We start from the raw sequence: 18,494 nt of genomic DNA on the forward strand, positions 1-18,494 counted from the left end.
TGGTTGATCTAAGGTGGGCTTATTTGTAAAAAACACGCCTTATTTAGGCATGCGATAACATAGATAATTGGGTCTAAACAGCGCGTTATTTAGAGGGCGTTGGTGTGATAGCTAAATAAAGGGGGTTAAGATAATGATTTATATTGTGGGCTATTAGGCTGCAGCGTGTACTACTGCAGCTTAATAAATTAATGACGATTAACTAGTCACAATTAAGGCGGAATACTTTATGACTTTTTTTGATGTATTGTTTAATACTGCCAAGGGCTGTTTTAACTTCACCTTTTGATGTTGCCTTTTGCAACTGGTTAAAAAGGTGCGTTAATTTTTCCATACCTTGCTGATAAGCCATATGTTGCATATGCGTACTATGATTCATCCCTTTCATATTAGTCATATTGCCGTGGTCCATACCTTCCATTGGGGGAGTGTCTTGCTGTAGTTTTAATGGTATTTCATCTTTAGCTTTAGCACTGTTTGCCAGTAATTTTGTTAGCTGCACTTGCATTGCGGCTTGATCACCACGTTTAAAGGCGCTGACATAGGCTTTTAAATCATCACTCATCTCTGACATGACACTGCCTAGTTGGGTATCTTTACAGTGACCATCCTCATCGCCGTGGGCAAAAACCGGTGAACTGATGGCGGTGCTAAGTGCAATTGCTATTGTAATTTTCTTAAACATTATTTTGCTTCCTTAATATATTTATTTTATTTATTCGGGCTTATTACATCTTGATCATCAATCATATGGGATTTTAAGGTGATTGATTTCCACAAGTAGAAAGACGCAGGTAATACTAATAGTGTCAGAATGATCGCTGATGCCATGCCACCAATCATAGGTGCGGCAATGCGTTGCATTACCTGTGAACCAGTGCCGTCACCATACATAATTGGGATTAAACCGATGATCACGGTTGCCACTGTCATCATAATTGGACGGACACGTAAGCCTGCGCCATCCATAACTGCTTGCTGTAATTTAGCTTTAGTGAAGTTACCCGCAGCTTGTACGCTTGCTAACGATTGGTTTAAATAAACGAGCATGATGACGCCTATTTCGACTGAGACACCAGCCAGGGCGATAAAACCAACCCCGACGGCGATCGAGAAATTGTAGTTGAGTAAATATAATAACCAGATACCACCAATCATGGCTAATGGCAGTGTTCCGAGGATCAGCAATACTTCGCCCACACGTCTAAAGGCGAGATACAGTAACAGAACGATAATTGCGAGCGTTGCTGGGATCACCACGGATAGGGTGTCTTTAGCACGTTGCATATATTCGTATTGTCCTGACCAGGAAATTGAATATCCAGCGGGTAATACTAATTGTTCGGCTACCGCTTTTTGGGCATCAACCACATAAGAGCCGAGATCTCGGCCTTCGATATCCACATAAATCCAACCATTAGGGCGTGAATTTTCGGTTTTTATCATAGGTGCACCGTCTTCGACATAGATATTTGCGACATCACTTAAGGCGATTCTTGCACCAAGTGGTGTTATCAGCGGCAATAATTTCATTTGCTCAATACTGTCTCGATAAGACTGAGGGTAACGAATATTTACCGGGTAACGTTCCAATCCTTCAATGGTTTGAGTGACGTTAACGCCACCTACGGCTGTAGATATGACTTCTTGTACATCCGCAATATTCAGTCCATAGCGCGCCGCTTTTTCACGCTCGATATCAATTTTCACATAACGTCCGCCCACAACACGTTCAGCATAAGCGGATGCGGTACCAGGTACGTTAAGTAAGATTTTTTCTATCTGTTTACCGATCTTTTCAATTTCGATGAGCTTTTCACCCGCGATCTTGATACCAATCGGCGTTTTGATACCAGTGGCTAACATATCAATACGGGTTTTGATTGGCATTACCCAAGCGTTGGTTAAGCCTGGAAATTGGACTAATCTATCAAGTTCTTGACGTAAACTCTCAGAGGTAACTCCTTCTCGCCACTGCGCTTTTGGTTTTAAAGTGATGAACGTTTCAATCATGGTTAATGGTGCTGCATCAGTGGCGGTTTCGGCGCGACCTGCTTTACCCCATACGCGTTCTACTTCAGGCACTGTTTTGATTAACTTATTGGTTTGCTGTAATAACTCTCTGGCTTTACCTATGCTGATGCCGGGGTAGGTGGTTGGCATATACATGAGGTCACCTTCATCAAGCGGTGGAATAAATTCACTACCGATCTTATTGACGGGATAAAAACCGACAGCAACAAGGCCAATAACGATACAAAGTAGCAGTACTGGTGCTTTGAGAGAGAATGCCAATACCGGACGGTATAATGCGATTAAACCGCGGTTGATTGGGTTTTTATGTTCAGGTAAAACCTTACCGCGAATAAAGTAGCCCATTAAAATCGGTACTAAGGTGACTGCGAGTCCAGCTGATGCCGCCATCGCATAAGTTTTAGTAAAGGCGAGCGGGGCAAACATTTTACCTTCTTGGCCTTCCAGTACGAATACGGGGACAAAGCTGAAAGTAATGATCAGTAAGGAAAAGAATAATGCTGGCCCGACTTCTGCAGCCGCTTTACTGATGACCTGCCAACGATTCTTATCTGTTAAAGGCGTTTTCTCAATATGTTTATGGACGTTTTCGACCATCACAATAGCTCCATCGACCATAGCGCCAATAGCTATCGCGATCCCACCTAGTGACATGATATTGGCATTGATTCCTTGCCATGACATCACAATGAAGGCAACAAGAATACCTATGGGTAAACTGACTAATACGACTAATGAGCTACGAATATGAAATAGGAATAATGCGCAAACCACAATAACGACAAGGAATTCTTCTAATAACTTTCGGTAAAGATTTTCGACTGCATTATCGATTAATGTTGAACGGTCATAGGTAGGAACAATTTCAACACCTTCTGGTAGTGAAGCTTGTAATGTTTGTAGTTTGTCTTTGACTGAAGCAATAACTTCACGGGCATTTTCACTGTAACGCATGACAATAATGCCACCAACGACTTCACCTTCACCGTTTAGTTCGGAAACGCCACGACGCATTTGTGGGCCTAGGACTATATCAGCGACATCACCTAATAATAATGGTGTACCTGTATTACTGAGTTTTAAGGGGATGTTTTTTAAGTCATCGATTGAGCTGATGTAACCATTCGCACGCACCATGTATTCGGCTTCAGCCATTTCGATGACGCTTGCTCCCGCTTCCTGATTACCCCGTTTAATCGCGTTAGTGATTAATGATAATGGGATCTGGTAACTGCGTAGCTTATCTGGGTTTACACTGATCTGATATTGCTTAACCATACCGCCGACAGTCGCGACTTCCGATACTCCGGGTACGGTCTGTAATTCATATTTTAAAAACCAATCTTGAATACTGCGAAGTTGGCTTAGATCGTGATTACCACTGGTATCGGTTAGTGCGTACGAATATACCCAACCCACACCCGTTGCATCAGGCCCCAGTGCTGGTTTTGCAGTGCTGGGTAGATTCGGAGTCACTTGCGATAAATATTCTAAAACACGCGAGCGAGCCCAGTACATGTCAGTACCATCATCAAAGATAACGTAAACATAAGAGTCACCAAAGAAAGAGTAACCGCGCACTGTTTTGGCGCCAGGCACCGATAACATCGCCGTCGTCAGTGGGTAGGTGACTTGATCTTCAACAACTTGTGGTGCTTGCCCTGGATAACTGGTTTTAATGATAACCTGTACATCAGAGAGATCTGGGATGGCATCAATCGGGGTATTTTTGATCACAAAACTACCGTAGATAAGGACGATCAAAGTAGCCAGTAATACCATGACACGATTGTGTATCGACCATTCAATTATTTTTTTGATCATTACAGCTCTCCTGCGTCATCAAAGTCTAACCAAGCTAAATCATCTTTACCTTGAACTGCGGGTGTGGTTGTTTTTGATATCGCCTTATTGTCCATGCTGTCCATATTCATCGAGCTATGATCCATATCCGCCATTGCACTGTGATCTATTGCTATACTGTTCTTGTTACTTGTTGTTGGCGGACCAATACGGCTGAAATCTGCGGTTAAGCTTGATTCTGAGTCCAACAAGAATTGCGCACTAGTAACCACGTTATCGCCATCTTTAAGCCCGGCTAAAACCTCAACATAACCTGCAGACTCTCTGCCTAAAGTGATTTTGATTGATTGATATTGGCCGTTACCTTTTGCTAGTACGATACGGTCCAAGGTACCTGAGCGGATGATAGCTTCACGTGGCACCTGGATTGCTTTGGTCTGCTGTTGGCTGCTAAGCGTTAACGTTGCAAACATGTTTGGTTTTAATTGCTCATCAGGATTGGCTATTTTTATTCTGACTTTCAGCGTGCGGGTTGCTGCATTTAATTCCGGGTATATATAATCAACTTCACCTAACCAGGTTTTTCCAGGGAAACTATCTACTTGCATTTTAGCCTTGTCACCAACTTGTACTTGACCTGCTTGAGATTCAAAAATTTCGGCTTGTAACCATATTTCTGTTAATAGTCCCGCTTCTATTATCTGCGCTGAAGGCGTGATATAAGCGCCTTCACGGATCGCAAGTTTGGTTATATAACCGGATTCTGGGGCTGATATAGTGACATTTTGGATCACTTTTTTAGCACGCGTGAGCTGCTTAATCTGTGTTTGGTTAATGCCTAATGCGGATAAACGATGTTTTGCTGATGTGATGAGGGTTTTATTGCCGATACGGAGTGTGTTGAGTAACTCTTCTTGTGCTTTAATTAGCTCTGGAGAATATAAGGTTAATAGTGGTTGGCCTTTTGTGACGTACTCACCTGTATTATTGATGTAGAGTTTATCTATCCAACCAGACACACGACTATTAATTTGCCATAACGAATCTTGATTAAACTCCAACATGCCTACGGTATTAATTTGCGTAATGAAAGGGCGACGTTGTGCCATTTGTGTTCGTACGCCTAAATTATTTTCTACACGTGATGAAATTGTCACTAAGCCTGCATCGTTTTCCGTTGAGGCATCTTTGTATACTGGGATTAAATCCATTCCCATCGGTGATTGGCCCGGTTTATCGTGGCGGTAATTGGCATCCATCGGTGCAACCCAGTACAGCGGCTCTTGGGCTGCGGTGTTTTGCGTTGCTGTTGTTTGTGATTTTTTAGCATAAATGGGGACTAAATCCATCCCCATCGGTGATTTACCGGGGTTATCGCGGCGGTAATTAGCATCCATTGGGGCTACCCAATACAGGATCTCTGGTTCTGCGTTAGTTGTATTCGTTGTTGCTTGTGTACTAAACCAAGTACCTGCAGCAAGACCCAATGCTAATGTAATTGAGCTGGTAAGTAATGTTTTCATATCGGCCTCTATAATGCTTGAAAATAACGAATGCGAGCTAAGGTTTTTAAATTTTGAAAGTGCAATTGCTGATATTCAAGCGTGAGTGCTTGTTCATCCATTAATGCTTTGATGACTTGTTCAAAATCATTGGTATTGGCTTGATAACCTTGTATTGCGGCATCACTATTGGCTTTAGCTTGCACTAGAAGGGTGTCTTGGTAGCGCTGCATTCTGGCTTGGGTATTACTGAAATTAGCGATAGCACCATTTAATATGCCATTGAATTTAATCAGTAATAGATCTTTTTCTGCTTGCTTAATCCCCCTACCTTGAGCGGCCGCTATAACTACTTGATCTTGGCGGTTACTCGTGAATAGAGGAATGTTCATTGTGATGGAACCACTGATTAAATCACTACGGCTGGATCCGGACGCCATATCTAGTGCTTCACGATGACCGTAACCAATATCAACTTTAAAGGCTGGTTTATAGGATTCATTAGCGGTGGCTATATTATTTTGAGCTACGTCAATGGCTTGTTGCGCGGCTAATACCTGTGGGTGATCAGCCAGTAACCGATAGTGTTTTAGATTCGCTTGCTGTGCATATTCAAGGCTTTGCGGCCACGTTGGTAGCTGAGAATCAAATTCATCAAACGCTTGAGGCCCAATCCAAGAGACGAGTTGCCCGCGCAGCGCTTGCTCTTGCTGCGCAAATGCGGCAATTTTGTCATCAAACTTGGCGAGTTCTAATTCTGCTTTAATCAAATCTTGGTTTTGACGATAACCTAGCTCAAATTGACGGTAGAGGTTGGTAACATGCTGGCTAAATAATTGCTTATTTTTAGCGAGAATGGTTTGGGCTATTTTGGCAAAGCTAATATCAAACCATAATTCTCGGATCTGTAGTTTTAGTTCTAATTGGCGATTTTCTGCGAATTGTATGCTCTGTTGTGTTTGTAGTGAGAACCCTTTCGCTGTTAACTCCAGGGTATCACCCGCTGAAAACTGTTGTGATAAACCAAGACTAAATTGGGTCATTGGATCATCGGATAATGAGAAATTATCAACAGGCACATTGGATAAACCGAATTTAATCATAGGGTCTGCAAGCTGAGATTGGCTAATGCCTTGTGCTTTTAAACGTGCTTGTTGGGCACTGTATAAGATTGCTGAAGGATCGCGTTGTAGGGCTGTGTCTTCTGCAATCGCGAGCGTTAATTGTTGAGCATTGGCATTTATAGTCAGTAATGCGAATAGCCCCAAATAAATTTTTGATGGCATTATACTTCCTTAATTGATTGATTTTTAAATGTTATTAAAATCAGCTAATCAAAGGAGGTCGATAGAGGCTATCTTGGTGTTGTTTTAGAGGTAGGGTTAATTCGTAACGTAGTGAGTTACTTTGTTTATGGGGGTTTAAGAGCGGCTTATTATTATAATTAATAAATGATGATACGCAGGTCGTATTACAGTCGCTGCAATCATCGTCATTATATTGATTTTTTGAATGTTGAAGCTGCGGATTATCATGCTGCATTTTACTCATACTGCTTTGAGAGTTGCATGGCATGTCTGGCATATCACAAGAAATATTGGCTGGCATCGTACGCATGCTCATAGCCTGAAGCGGTAATGAGAATGTGTTTATTAATATTAATAAAATCAACAACACTATACGCATGAAAAAGACACATCAAAAAGGTAAATAATGAATATGGCAGAGAGCATAATCTTTACCTTAAGGGGAAGGTCAAGTATTGAGATAATTATATTAGCAGGTAAATTTTAGGTATAAAAAAACCTCGATAAACGAGGTTTTTTTATTTGTTCTTGTAAGAAAGTGGTGGGCTGTGAAGGATTTGAACCTTCGACCAATTGATTAAAAGTCAACTGCTCTACCAACTGAGCTAACAGCCCCCGTATTCTTTCTTTTTATAGTTTATGTCTTATGACATAACACCACAATAGTGGTGGGTCCTACTGGGCTTGAACCAGTGACCCTCGCCTTGTAAGGGCGATGCTCTCCCAACTGAGCTAAGGACCCACATTATTTTTTAGCGATAGTTGTGTCTATCGTTTAAACTGGTTGCGGGAGCAGGATTTGAACCTACGACCTTCGGGTTATGAGCCCGACGAGCTACCAAACTGCTCCATCCCGCGACAATGCTGTTGTTCACTGTTTATCTAATAGATAGAACAGTAAGAAAGTGGTGGGCTGTGAAGGATTTGAACCTTCGACCAATTGATTAAAAGTCAACTGCTCTACCAACTGAGCTAACAGCCCTTTACTTTATGCTTCTTTTTACAAAGAAATTTTGTTGTGTATGTCTTATGACATCATCACCACAATAATAGTGGTGGGTCCTACTGGGCTTGAACCAGTGACCCTCGCCTTGTAAGGGCGATGCTCTCCCAACTGAGCTAAGGACCCACGATATTTATTTAGCGATAGTTGTATCTATCGTTATAACTGGTTGCGGGAGCCGGATTTGAACCAACGACCTTCGGGTTATGAGCCCGACGAGCTACCAAACTGCTCCATCCCGCGACAATGCTGTGTGTTCCTTTATAAGAGAACTAAAGAAAGTGGTGGGCTGTGAAGGATTTGAACCTTCGACCAATTGATTAAAAGTCAACTGCTCTACCAACTGAGCTAACAGCCCCAAATTCTTTCTTTATAATAAATCCCGTTACTTATCTTATAAAAGATATAACCAGATTCAATATATGGTGGGTCCTACTGGGCTTGAACCAGTGACCCTCGCCTTGTAAGGGCGATGCTCTCCCAACTGAGCTAAGGACCCCATACTTTCGATTAATGTTGGAAACGTTGTTTTGAAGCAGCGTCCCTAATCGAGGAGGCAGATATTATCCACTTCTAAATGTTTATGCAACCCTTAATTTAATTATTTTATTTAAACTGCTTCGAGCCGATCTTTTTTACTGCGCTTTGTCTATAAAGTGCGCGCAAATAGTTTGTTTACAGCTGATTTTCTAATAGTAATAAGCTAATTAACGAAAGGCGGCAGCAATGTGAATACGAGGTCACCCTAATTCCAACATTAATAATGTGACTATTTTGGCGCTATAAGTTTACCATTATCTATAAAACTGTTAGCATCATCACACTTCTATGCCTGCTGTAATGGCTAAATTTCATTGTAAAAAATCAATAAAATTTAAGCATGGTTTCTCTCATTTAAGGTTTTATTTTGCAGAGTAAAATTGTTGAACTGAAACATAAAGCTAAGTTGTTCAATCAACTTAGACTTGATCGCGCCTTATCCATTATGGATGATAACGGGCGTGAAGTGACAGCTATTTTACCTCTTTTACTGCATTGTAATCACCCAAATCTCCCTGTTTATCTTGATGCTCCAGTTCCACAGGGTATCTGTTTATTTACTCCTGATGAGCAACAACAAGATTATTTAACCTCATTAAATGTAGCACTAGATGATGATAAATGTGCCACTTGTTCACCTATATATAGCTTATATGCAATGGGGAGCACGGGGTCTATTGGTCAAAATTGGCGTAGTGATTTAGATATTTGGGTATGTCATGATCCGGCTATGAGTGATGAGGATGCGCAGTTTTTAGAGCAAAAATGCACATTAATTACGGCGTGGGCAGAAACCCTTAATGTTGAAGTTAACTTTTTCTTGATTGCTGAAGATAAGTTTAGAAAAGTAAATAATGCGGTTATGACGAAAGAGAGTTGCGGCAGTGCCCAACATTTCTTATTACTCGATGAATTTTATCGCAGCGCTTTACGGATCGCGGGTAAGCCAAGTTTATGGCATATTTTACCGGTTGAATTTGATAATCATTATGATGATTATGTTGATCAACTGGTTGCCGATGGTGTCCTTGACCGTAACGAGTGGGTCGATTTAGGTGGTTTTCCTTGCATCCCAGCGGAAGAGTACTTTGGTTCTGCACTTTGGCAGTTATATAAAGGTATCGACTCTCCTTATAAGGCGGTATTGAAAACTTTATTAATGGAAGCTTATTCGGCAGAATACCCAAATAACCATTTGTTATCGCAAATAATGAAAGAAAATTTTCAATTGGCATCTTCACAACATTTGGAATTGTCACACGATACCTATTATCAGATTTTAGTTAAAGTAACCGCTTATCTCGAAAACATAGGTGATACTGCGCGTTTAGATTTACTACGTCGCTGTTTTTATTTGAAAATGTTCAGCGGTAATTGCGCTAATGAGAAACATGCCAGTCCAGAATGGCACCGCACTTCTGTTGCAGATGTTATTCGAGAGTGGGGTTGGCATCCAGACCGTATTGCTCATCTAGATAATCGTGATAATTGGAAGATTGAGCAAGTTCAAGAAGCGCATCCTGAATTACTTGACGCGATGATGAAGGGTTACCGTAATCTGATTGGTTTCGCCCGTCGTAATAATATTAGTGAATCTATTAACCCTGCGGATATTGGTATTTTGTCGCGTAAGTTATATGCTGCATTCGAGTCGTTACCGGGTAAAGTGACTTTTATTAATCCACAGATTTCACCTGATTTGTCCGAAAAACAATTAAGTTTCGTCCAAGTACCTGATGGTCGTTTTAATAATTCGGGTTGGTATTTATATAACTCTTCGTTAGAGCCTATGCAGATTGTTGGTCGTAAGCCTTTGGAACATAACGGCTATTTGAGTAAGTTGGTGGCGTGGAGTTATTTTAATGGATTAATGACTGATAAGACTCAGGTCGAAATTTTTAATCAAGATTCCGATATGAACAGCGATGTATTGAATTCATTCTGTAAAGATCTTAAAAATAAATTCCCAATTCAAGCGAAACCGGCCTCAAATCAGGCGTTGAGTCGTCCTTGTGAAATTCGTGATTTATCTATTTTCCTAAATTTAGAATACGATCCGACTAATCACTGGGGCGGTCGAATTATTGAATTCGATACTAATACCAGTGATGTATTCTCATTTGGTGACTGTAAAGCCTGTTTAGTCGGTAGTATTGATTTGATCTATCGTAATTCGTGGAATGAAGTACGTACGCTACATTTTTCTGGTCAAGAACGTATTGTTGATGCATTAACGACAATCATGGGTAAGATGCATCAAGATGCGACAGAACCAGATTCCATTAAAGTCTTTTGCTATAGCTTACATTTCCGTGGTTTGATTCGTCATAGTTTCGAACGTCTCGTGCGTGATTGTATTAGTACTCGACTACAACGCGATAAAGATCAGATTGTTAAAATGCTGACTATTAGTGATGACCGCTTTGGTATTTATTTTGAGCGTCGTGGTGTGTCTATTCGTAAGCTTGAAACATCACTGGATCTGTATAACCATATCTCTGAGCGTAAGCTAGAACAAATGCCACTACGTATTGATAAAACCACCACGGCAGAAGGCACGCCTTTAGCTGTGGAATCTCATTCGTCAGAAGGTTTAGTACAGTTCTTTTTTGAAAACTATAAAAATGGTTTTAACGTTTATATTGTCGATGAAGCTAATCGCGTGGAAACTTACCAGCATCTTAGTGGTAATAAAGATGAGTTAATCAAAGGTGTTCATCGATTTTATACTAATTCACAAGAAGAATCACGTAACGAAGGTACATTTGCCAATTTCAATTTACCGCAATTTTACGACATCGTTCATTCAGAAAATAAAGAATTAGAAGTCATTCCTTACGTATCCTCTAAATAATTCTATTTTTTTATAAATTATCCTCATCTTTTAGTCTATTTGTCGAAAACGGCAAATTTTATTTTTTTATTTGTTTTTTGTATGTAAGATATTGACCATTTTGTGTGTGGGAATATGCAGAGCAACTGTCGTGGGCATAATCGTTTCAGTCTATGTGATACACGTTGTCGTTGTTTTTAAGGTGTTGATTTTATATTGATTAATTTTCAATGTGACTTAGATCTCCTATTTATTTTCAAAAAAAGGGAATTTCTGTATTGCGGCGGTATTGGATTACTTTATAGTAGGTATTCGAAAGGACGCAGTAAGAAGTTGGTAAGGATTACCGACTTGATAACGGATTATCGAAATAGGATTTACCACAGGATGTGGTCGCAAGGAAAAGTCTTCAGGATGAAGATGCGATGGACACTCAAAGGATTTGAGTTAAAGGACACCTCTAGGATGGAGAGGAAATAAATCGGAATGATTTATTGTACCAGGATGGTAATAACAAAAAACCCGATGGATTGGGAGTTAAACCTAAAGGAAATTAGGTCAGTCAATTTGCAGGGAGCAAAATTAGTTCAAGGATAGGACTACATGACTACTTTAAGGACGGCATTTATGCCGTCCTTTTCTTTATCTACTGTTTTATTTTTATGTCTCTTTTCTTTACTACGCAACACGCTTACTTTGCTTGTTTATTATACAATTACTCCCCGTTGTTGCTTATTTAATACCACCGCCAATTAAAGCTCGTTATTAGACCTCTGTTAACAGTAGAGCAGTATTTTACCGCGCATGAATTATATTCATATTTGTATCTCTATGGTTCAATTACCCTGCTTAAAATGGCAATCTAAACGACCTGTTTTTATTTGGAATTAACACTGTGATAGTGCTAGATCTGATTGGTATATTGGTAGTAACCTGATGCTAATTCGAGCAAGAGAACAAGATGATGAAGACTATCGATAACACATTTATTGAAGAAGATTTTGCTGATCAAGACTTAGAATCTGTGATCTTTACTCGCTGTGATTTCAATCATGCGCAATTAAGTGATGCCGAGTTTATTGATTGTCAGTTTATCGAACGCGGAGATATTACCGGTTGCCGATTTGATTATGCTGATTTAAAAGGTGCGAGTTTTAAAAACTGCGATTTAAGCATGACTAAATTTACTGGCGCAGAGTGTTTTGGTATTGAGTTTCGTAGTTGTAATTTGAAAGGGGTGGATTTTAGTCGTGCTAGCTTTGCCAATTATATTACGGCTAAAACCTTCTTTTGTTCTGCTTATATAACCCAATGTAATTTGAGCTACGCCAATCTTGCCGATCAACGCATAGAAAAATGTGATTTATATGAAAATCGCTGGACGGGATGCAATTTATTGAGGGCTTCTTTACAAGGTTCTGATTTGAGTCGTGGTGAATTTTCGGCAGACATGTGGCCTCAGTTTAATTTACAGCTCTGTAATTTAAGTCATGTTGATTTAACGGGGTTGGACGCAAGGCGGGTTAATTTGCACGGTGTCACTATTTGCAGTTGGCAGCAAGAACAATTATTAGCACCGTTAGGATTAATTATTCATGGTGATTAATAAGACCGAGTGATTAATATCACAGTTTAACTGTGGTTTATTAACATTGTAAAAATGTTGAGTTTATAGGATGTTTTCGAATGTAAGAGATTGACTATTTATGCCGATAGATAAAGTCGTTATATTCAGGAGTTATCCTAGGACCTGCGTGTATTTATTTATTTGACTATAATGCTTAAAGCCTATTCTCACGGTATTTGTAGCGTTTTATACTGAAAAGTTAGTATTTAGACACTAATTAAATTTGTTTTTTATCATTATTTATTGCTTTTAGATTTGTTATATTTGTTTCCAGAGACGCAGGAAGTTCATCAGGATGATGACTTGGCACTCTACATGAAACCGCAAGGATGTGGTGGATGGCAAGGATAGCACTCACGGATTTAGAGTGAATAAAGGACACCTCCAGGATGGAGATGAGAAGCAGGTTAGGATGACTTGTTAGGCTAGGATTGCCAAAGGAACAACTCAAAGGATTGGGGAAAAGTAAATCACCTAATGGATTAGGTAAATGTCTAAGTGCAGGGAGCACAATCAGTTCAAGGATATGAGCTATTACGACAACGTAAAAGGGCTGCACTAGTTACTAGTGTAGCCCTTTTCTTTGTCTAAAATTTAGATTTTATATAAACAAAGCCTATCACTTCACGTTAGAAACTAACGTTTTCACCGCCTTGATTTTTAACTGCTTCGGTTAATACCTGTGATAATTCTTGTTGGGTGCGGTTATCAATCCATGCATCATTGATAAATGCAAAGTGATGGCCATTCGCTTTGGTTGCTACCCATAACTGGTGTAATGGCGCTTGTTTGTTCATAATAATTTGCGAACCATCACGACAGTATAAAGTCAGAATACTGTTGCTGTTTTCATAATCGAGTTCAACATCACTGTTATCAATGATTTCTTCAAAGCTTATTAATAGTTCATCAACCTGTTGGTGGAATTCTGAATCAGTCATTTTTTATTAATCCTATTGCTTTTAATTTTGTCAGTGCGATTATAAGGCATATAGAATTAATTTATCATTGAGTCGGTTATGAGCCAAGTAAGAAAAACAACATTTATTACATTAGCCTTTATGTTTAGCGCTAGTTTACTCAGTGGTTGTGGTATTTCAGGTCCGTTATATGCACCTGGTACGGGACCCGATGTCGAAAAAGCAAAACAAGTTCAGGTAGCAACACCAGTTACAGAAAGTGTAGGTAGTGATGACGCAACTGGCAAGACGCTAAGTAGCGAAGCAGAATAAACATAACATTGTCACATGATGTGCAATGAATGAATTAGTTTACGAATTAAAAGAAAAGGAATAGAGCATTGGATTACTTTAATTATCAGGATGATGGTCAGTTATTTGCGGAGCAATGTGCCGTTGCAGACGTAGCAGACAAATTTGGTACACCGACGTACGTATACAGCAGAGCTACAATTGAACGTCATTGGCATGCATTTAATGATGCTGCTGGTGTGCATCCGCATTTGGTTTGTTATGCCGTAAAAGCTAATTCAAATATTGCAGTATTAAATGTGTTGGCACGCTTGGGTTCGGGTTTTGATATCGTATCTGGTGGCGAGCTATTACGTGTGATTGCGGCCGGTGGTGATCCAAGTAAAGTTGTGTTCTCTGGTGTTGGTAAAACTATAGCTGAAATTAATTTAGCACTCGATCATCATATTCATTGTTTTAATGTCGAATCGACGGCTGAGTTGGAACGTATTAATGACGTTGCCGTGGGCCGTGGAATACAGGCACCTATATCTATTCGAGTGAATCCTAATATTGATGCGGGTACTCATCCTTATATTTCTACCGGTTTAAAAGAAAATAAATTTGGTATCGATATTGATTTAGCTGAAGGCGTTTATCAAGCTGCGAGTAAAATGCCGGGTATTAAATTAAAAGGCGTTGATTGCCATATTGGTTCACAATTAACAGAGTTGTCACCTTTTTTAGATGCTGTTGATAAGCTTCTGCTGTTGATTGATAAATTATCTTCTCTAGGTATTGTACTGGAACATCTTGATGTTGGTGGTGGCTTAGGCGTCCCTTATGATGGCGAAACTCCCCCACAACCTGCCGAATATGCGCAGGCATTAAAAGATAAATTAGCAGGGCGCAAACTGTCACTTATTTTTGAACCGGGTCGTGCCATCATGGCTAATGCTGGTATTTTAGTGAGCAAAGTTGAGTATATTAAACTTACGGAACATAAAAACTTTGCTATCGTTGATGCAGCCATGAACGATCTTATTCGTCCTGCGTTATATAGTGCGTGGCAAGCTATTGCGCCAGTGAATAAATCATTAGAGCGTGAATGTTTAAACTATGATGTTGTTGGTCCTATTTGTGAGACCGGTGATTTCTTAGGTAAGGGCCGTGATTTAACTATCGCAATGGATGATTATATTGTTGTTCGTTCTGCTGGCGCTTATGGATCAACTATGAGTTCTAATTATAATTCTCGTAGTCGACCTGCAGAAGTTATGGTTGACGGTGATGTTGCACATTTAATTCGTCGTCGAGAAGAACTTGCAGAGATCTGGAAAGACGAAGCGATTTTACCAGCTGAATAGTATTTTACCGACTGAATGAAATAGAGGGTTACAGGTTCATATGTTTATACAGTTTTCAAAGATGCACGGTCTGGGTAATGATTTCATGGTCGTTGACTGTGTTACTCAAAATGTATTTTTTAATAATGATAATATCCGTCGTTTGGCGGATAGAAATACCGGTATTGGCTTTGATCAACTTTTAGTGGTTGAAGCGCCTTATGATCCTGATCTTGATTTTCATTATCGTATTTTTAATTCTGACGGTAGCGAAGTGGAACAGTGTGGTAATGGCGCTCGCTGTTTTGCCAGTTTTGTACGTCATAAAGGGTTAACGAACAAGAGCAAGATCGCGGTCAGTACGAGTGCAGGTAAAATTTCTTTACAGGTCGAATACGATGGTCAGATCACGGTAAATATGGGTGTACCTGAATTAGCCCCGGATAAAATTCCGTTCCGTGCTACCAAGCAAGAAAAAACTTATATTTTACGTGCGTTAGACAGCACTGTGTTTTGTGGCGCTGTGTCGATGGGTAACCCGCACTGCGTGACATTAGTGGATGATATTGAGACTGCACCATTGGCCGATCTCGGTCATGCGATCGCACATCATGAACGTTTTCCTAACCGTGTAAATGCGGGGTTCATGCAGGTATTATCACCTGACCACGCCAAATTACGGGTTTATGAACGTGGTGTTGGTGAAACACGAGCTTGTGGTACAGGTGCCTGTGCGGCGGCTGTTATTGGCCAATTACAAGGAAAACTCGGCCAAGATGTGTGTATTGAGCTGCCAGGAGGTAAATTGCAAATTGCATGGCGAGGTCCCGGTACACCGGTATTTATGACTGGTCCTGCTACACATGTTTATGATGGACAGATTAATATATGATCGACGTTGAACCTTTGATGTTGAACGCGGAAACGCCCGTTATCTCAGAGCAAGATGTGATTGCTTTTTTACAGGCAGAACCGGATTTTTTCGTGCGTAATAATGACTTAGTCGATTCCTTACCTATTTCTCATGGCGCTCAAGGTAGTGTGTCTTTAGTGACATTACGGTTAGAACGACAGCGACAACGCATTGCCGATTTAGAGCAACAGTTACAGCTGTTAGTGGCCATTGCCGCTGACAACGATAAATTATTTCGTATCTATGCCGATATTTATACTGCCTTGTTTAATTGCACTTCAGTGATGCAAATGCAACGTATTTTGGTCACTCAGATCCAATCTCAATTACCACTAGCGGCTGTAAATTTACATTTAAATGAAGCTTATTTTCACCTTAAATCACAATATTTACCGTTAGCCATTTCCGCTGGACAGTTAGTGCGTATTCGTCAGAAACAATTTGCTGGCGGTGATCATTACTTTGGTCCTGTCGCTGGCGTGGATAAAGCATTACTGTTTGGTCAAGATGCCTTGGTTAATTCAGTGGCATTAATGGCGTTAGGTGAACGGGGTGAATACGGTTTGCTCGCTATTGGTAGTGCCAATGCCGATCATTATCAGGCGGGCATGGATAACTTGCTGTTAGGTCAGCTTTGTCGCATTATCTCTACCCTGTTACCGCAACTGATGCCTTCACGTGACAACTCCATCAAATAATAATACAGGTGTAGGTAGTGAGCTACCTGCACAATGTGATCTACCTGTACAATTACTTAAACCTATCGAACGTTTTTTACGTTATATCACCAGTGAACGGCAATTAAGCCTACACACAGCCCGTAATTATCGCCGTCACCTGACCTTATTCGCCGAGCAAATGCTGACGTTACCTATCACTGAATGGCGTGGGCTTGATGCTGCCCAGGTGCGTAAGTTAGCGACCTTAAATCATAAGCTAGGTTTATCGCCTCGCAGTCTAGCAACAAAATTATCTGCATTACGCAGTTTCTGTGATTACCTGGTAATGCAAGGTGATCTCACTGCCAACCCTGCGAAAGGGGTATCGGCACCACGCCAACATAAACCTTTGCCTAAGAACCTCGATGTTGATGAAATTAATCAATTATTAGCCGTGTCTAATACTGAAGACGCTGACGACCCGTTTTTAGTGTTGCGTGATAAAGCCATGATGGAGTTAATGTACTCAGCGGGTTTGCGGTTAGACGAACTGGTTAATTTGGATTTAACAGATGTTAAGTTGCGTGAAAAAACCATGCGGGTGATTGGTAAAGGCAATAAACAGCGCCAGTTACCGATTGGTAGTATCGCGATCACCGCGTTACAAGCCTGGCTAGCTGTGCGTGGTGAATATGCTGACAACACGCAACCTGCGTTATTTGTCAGTCAATTACGACGTCGTATATCTCACCGCAGTGTACAAAGCCGGATGGCCAAGTGGGGGCAGCAACAAACATTGACTAGCCATGTTCACCCACATAAATTACGGCATTCCTTTGCTACGCATATGTTGGAATCGAGTGGTGACTTGCGTGCGGTACAGGAACTGTTAGGGCATGCTAATATCAGTACCACACAAATTTATACCAGTTTGGACTTTCAACATCTGGCCAAAGTATATGATGCCGCTCATCCTCGTGCGAAAAAGAAAAGAGAAGACTGATGAAATTCTATCGACGATTACAACAGATTAAGGCCATGAGCTTCGATCTTGACGATACCTTATATGATAACTATCCAGTCGTGCGTCGCGCCGAAGCTTGGATGCACATGCATTTACGCAGTCAATATCCACACATTAGCCATTTAGATGATAATGCTTGGTTACAGTTAAAGCGTCATGTTCTTCATCAACAACCCCATTTGATACACGATGTCAGTGGGATCCGGATTGCCTGTTTAATGACATTATTTTTACGCCATGGCTATAGTGAGCAAGAGGCTGAATCTGTCGCGTATACTATTTTTGAACAAGTACTGGCGGTACGTAGCGATTTTAAAGTGCCGGAACAAACCTTTACGGTATTAGCAACACTTGCCAGTAAAATGCCGTTAATTGCGATCACTAATGGTAATGTTGATACCGATAAAATTGGTTTAACGCCATTTTTTACGGCGGTGATAAAACCGGGTAATGGGCTGAGAATGAAACCGTACCCTGATTTATTTTCATTGGCTGCAGAGAGATTAGCTTTACCACCACAACATATTTTGCATGTTGGCGATCACCTTAAATCTGATGTGGCAGGAGCGGTCACCAATGGCTTCATGTCTGCGTGGTTTAATGACCAACAACAATCGCTTATGACGAGTAATAAAGCCAGTCATTTACCTGATATTGAAATAACGCACTTGGATGAATTAACAAGCCTGTTATAATCCCTCTATTCTACTGAT

13 protein-coding genes and 8 tRNA genes are annotated in these 18,494 nt (G+C 40.5%); 8 read left to right on the forward strand and 13 right to left on the reverse strand.

Annotated features, from left to right (window positions below; genetic code table 11):
- Positions 1–202: 202 nt before the first annotated feature.
- The 12 genes from BT797_RS13920 to BT797_RS13980 all read right to left on the reverse strand — a co-directional run bounded on the left by BT797_RS13920 (position 203) and on the right by BT797_RS13980 (position 8,148).
- Positions 203–685: a copper resistance protein CopA gene (locus tag BT797_RS13920; RefSeq protein ID WP_075472460.1), complete on the reverse strand. Its 483-nt coding sequence runs from the start codon at positions 683–685 to the stop codon at positions 203–205.
- 26 nt (positions 686–711) lie between these two features.
- Positions 712–3,858, reverse strand: coding sequence for an efflux RND transporter permease subunit (locus BT797_RS13925; protein WP_075472462.1), 3,147 nt, complete (start codon positions 3,856–3,858; stop codon positions 712–714).
- On the reverse strand, positions 3,858–5,360 hold the full coding sequence (locus BT797_RS13930) for an efflux RND transporter periplasmic adaptor subunit (protein WP_075472464.1): 1,503 nt from the start codon (positions 5,358–5,360) through the stop codon (positions 3,858–3,860). Before BT797_RS13930 ends, BT797_RS13925 begins: the two co-directional genes overlap by 1 nt.
- A gap of 8 nt (positions 5,361–5,368) precedes the next feature.
- Positions 5,369–6,625, reverse strand: coding sequence for a TolC family protein (locus tag BT797_RS13935; protein WP_075472466.1), 1,257 nt, complete (start codon positions 6,623–6,625; stop codon positions 5,369–5,371).
- A 560-nt stretch (positions 6,626–7,185) separates the two neighbouring features.
- Positions 7,186–7,261 (reverse strand) — tRNA-Lys (locus tag BT797_RS13945).
- 51 nt (positions 7,262–7,312) lie between these two features.
- Positions 7,313–7,388 (reverse strand) — tRNA-Val (locus BT797_RS13950).
- Positions 7,389–7,427: 39 nt separating this feature from the next.
- Positions 7,428–7,504 (reverse strand) — tRNA-Met (locus BT797_RS13955).
- 48 nt (positions 7,505–7,552) lie between these two features.
- Positions 7,553–7,628: transfer RNA gene (locus tag BT797_RS13960), tRNA-Lys, on the reverse strand.
- 71 nt (positions 7,629–7,699) lie between these two features.
- A tRNA-Val gene (locus BT797_RS13965) sits at positions 7,700–7,775 on the reverse strand.
- A gap of 40 nt (positions 7,776–7,815) precedes the next feature.
- A tRNA-Met gene (locus BT797_RS13970) sits at positions 7,816–7,892 on the reverse strand.
- Positions 7,893–7,931: 39 nt separating this feature from the next.
- Positions 7,932–8,007: transfer RNA gene (locus BT797_RS13975), tRNA-Lys, on the reverse strand.
- Positions 8,008–8,072: 65 nt separating this feature from the next.
- Positions 8,073–8,148 (reverse strand) — tRNA-Val (locus BT797_RS13980).
- A gap of 408 nt (positions 8,149–8,556) precedes the next feature.
- Here BT797_RS13980 and BT797_RS13985 point away from each other — a divergent pair.
- On the forward strand, positions 8,557–11,043 hold the full coding sequence (locus BT797_RS13985) for a class I adenylate cyclase (protein ID WP_075472469.1): 2,487 nt from the start codon (positions 8,557–8,559) through the stop codon (positions 11,041–11,043).
- A gap of 943 nt (positions 11,044–11,986) precedes the next feature.
- Complete coding sequence (locus BT797_RS13990) at positions 11,987–12,628, forward strand: Qnr family pentapeptide repeat protein (RefSeq protein WP_075472489.1); 642 nt, start codon at positions 11,987–11,989, stop codon at positions 12,626–12,628.
- Between the two features lie 650 nt (positions 12,629–13,278).
- On the opposite strand, the gene cyaY is transcribed toward BT797_RS13990, so the two are convergent.
- Entirely contained in the window at positions 13,279–13,590 is a 312-nt protein-coding gene (cyaY, locus tag BT797_RS13995) for an iron donor protein CyaY (protein ID WP_045108554.1), read from the reverse strand.
- Between the two features lie 78 nt (positions 13,591–13,668).
- Between cyaY and lptM the strand changes: the two genes are divergently transcribed.
- From lptM to yigB, 6 genes are all read left to right on the forward strand, one after another.
- A complete protein-coding gene (lptM, locus tag BT797_RS14000) occupies positions 13,669–13,881 on the forward strand; it encodes an LPS translocon maturation chaperone LptM (RefSeq protein WP_045108555.1) in 213 nt (70 codons plus the stop codon).
- A 68-nt stretch (positions 13,882–13,949) separates the two neighbouring features.
- Positions 13,950–15,206 (forward strand): diaminopimelate decarboxylase, encoded by a 1,257-nt coding sequence (lysA, locus tag BT797_RS14005; RefSeq protein WP_075472471.1) that lies wholly within the window; start codon positions 13,950–13,952, stop codon positions 15,204–15,206.
- A gap of 40 nt (positions 15,207–15,246) precedes the next feature.
- Positions 15,247–16,077: a diaminopimelate epimerase gene (gene dapF, locus BT797_RS14010; RefSeq protein WP_075472473.1), complete on the forward strand. Its 831-nt coding sequence runs from the start codon at positions 15,247–15,249 to the stop codon at positions 16,075–16,077.
- Positions 16,074–16,796, forward strand: coding sequence for a DUF484 family protein (locus BT797_RS14015; RefSeq protein ID WP_075472475.1), 723 nt, complete (start codon positions 16,074–16,076; stop codon positions 16,794–16,796). The genes dapF and BT797_RS14015 overlap by 4 nt, the downstream gene beginning before the upstream one ends.
- Positions 16,777–17,760: a tyrosine recombinase XerC gene (gene xerC, locus BT797_RS14020; RefSeq protein ID WP_045108559.1), complete on the forward strand. Its 984-nt coding sequence runs from the start codon at positions 16,777–16,779 to the stop codon at positions 17,758–17,760. Before BT797_RS14015 ends, xerC begins: the two co-directional genes overlap by 20 nt.
- A complete protein-coding gene (yigB, locus tag BT797_RS14025; protein ID WP_045108560.1) occupies positions 17,760–18,476 on the forward strand; it encodes a 5-amino-6-(5-phospho-D-ribitylamino)uracil phosphatase YigB in 717 nt (238 codons plus the stop codon). Before xerC ends, yigB begins: the two co-directional genes overlap by 1 nt.
- The last annotated feature ends 18 nt before the right edge of the window (positions 18,477–18,494 follow it).

Origin of the sequence: Moritella viscosa, assembly GCF_900120065.1 — a bacterium.
GTDB lineage: Bacteria > Pseudomonadota > Gammaproteobacteria > Enterobacterales > Moritellaceae > Moritella > Moritella viscosa.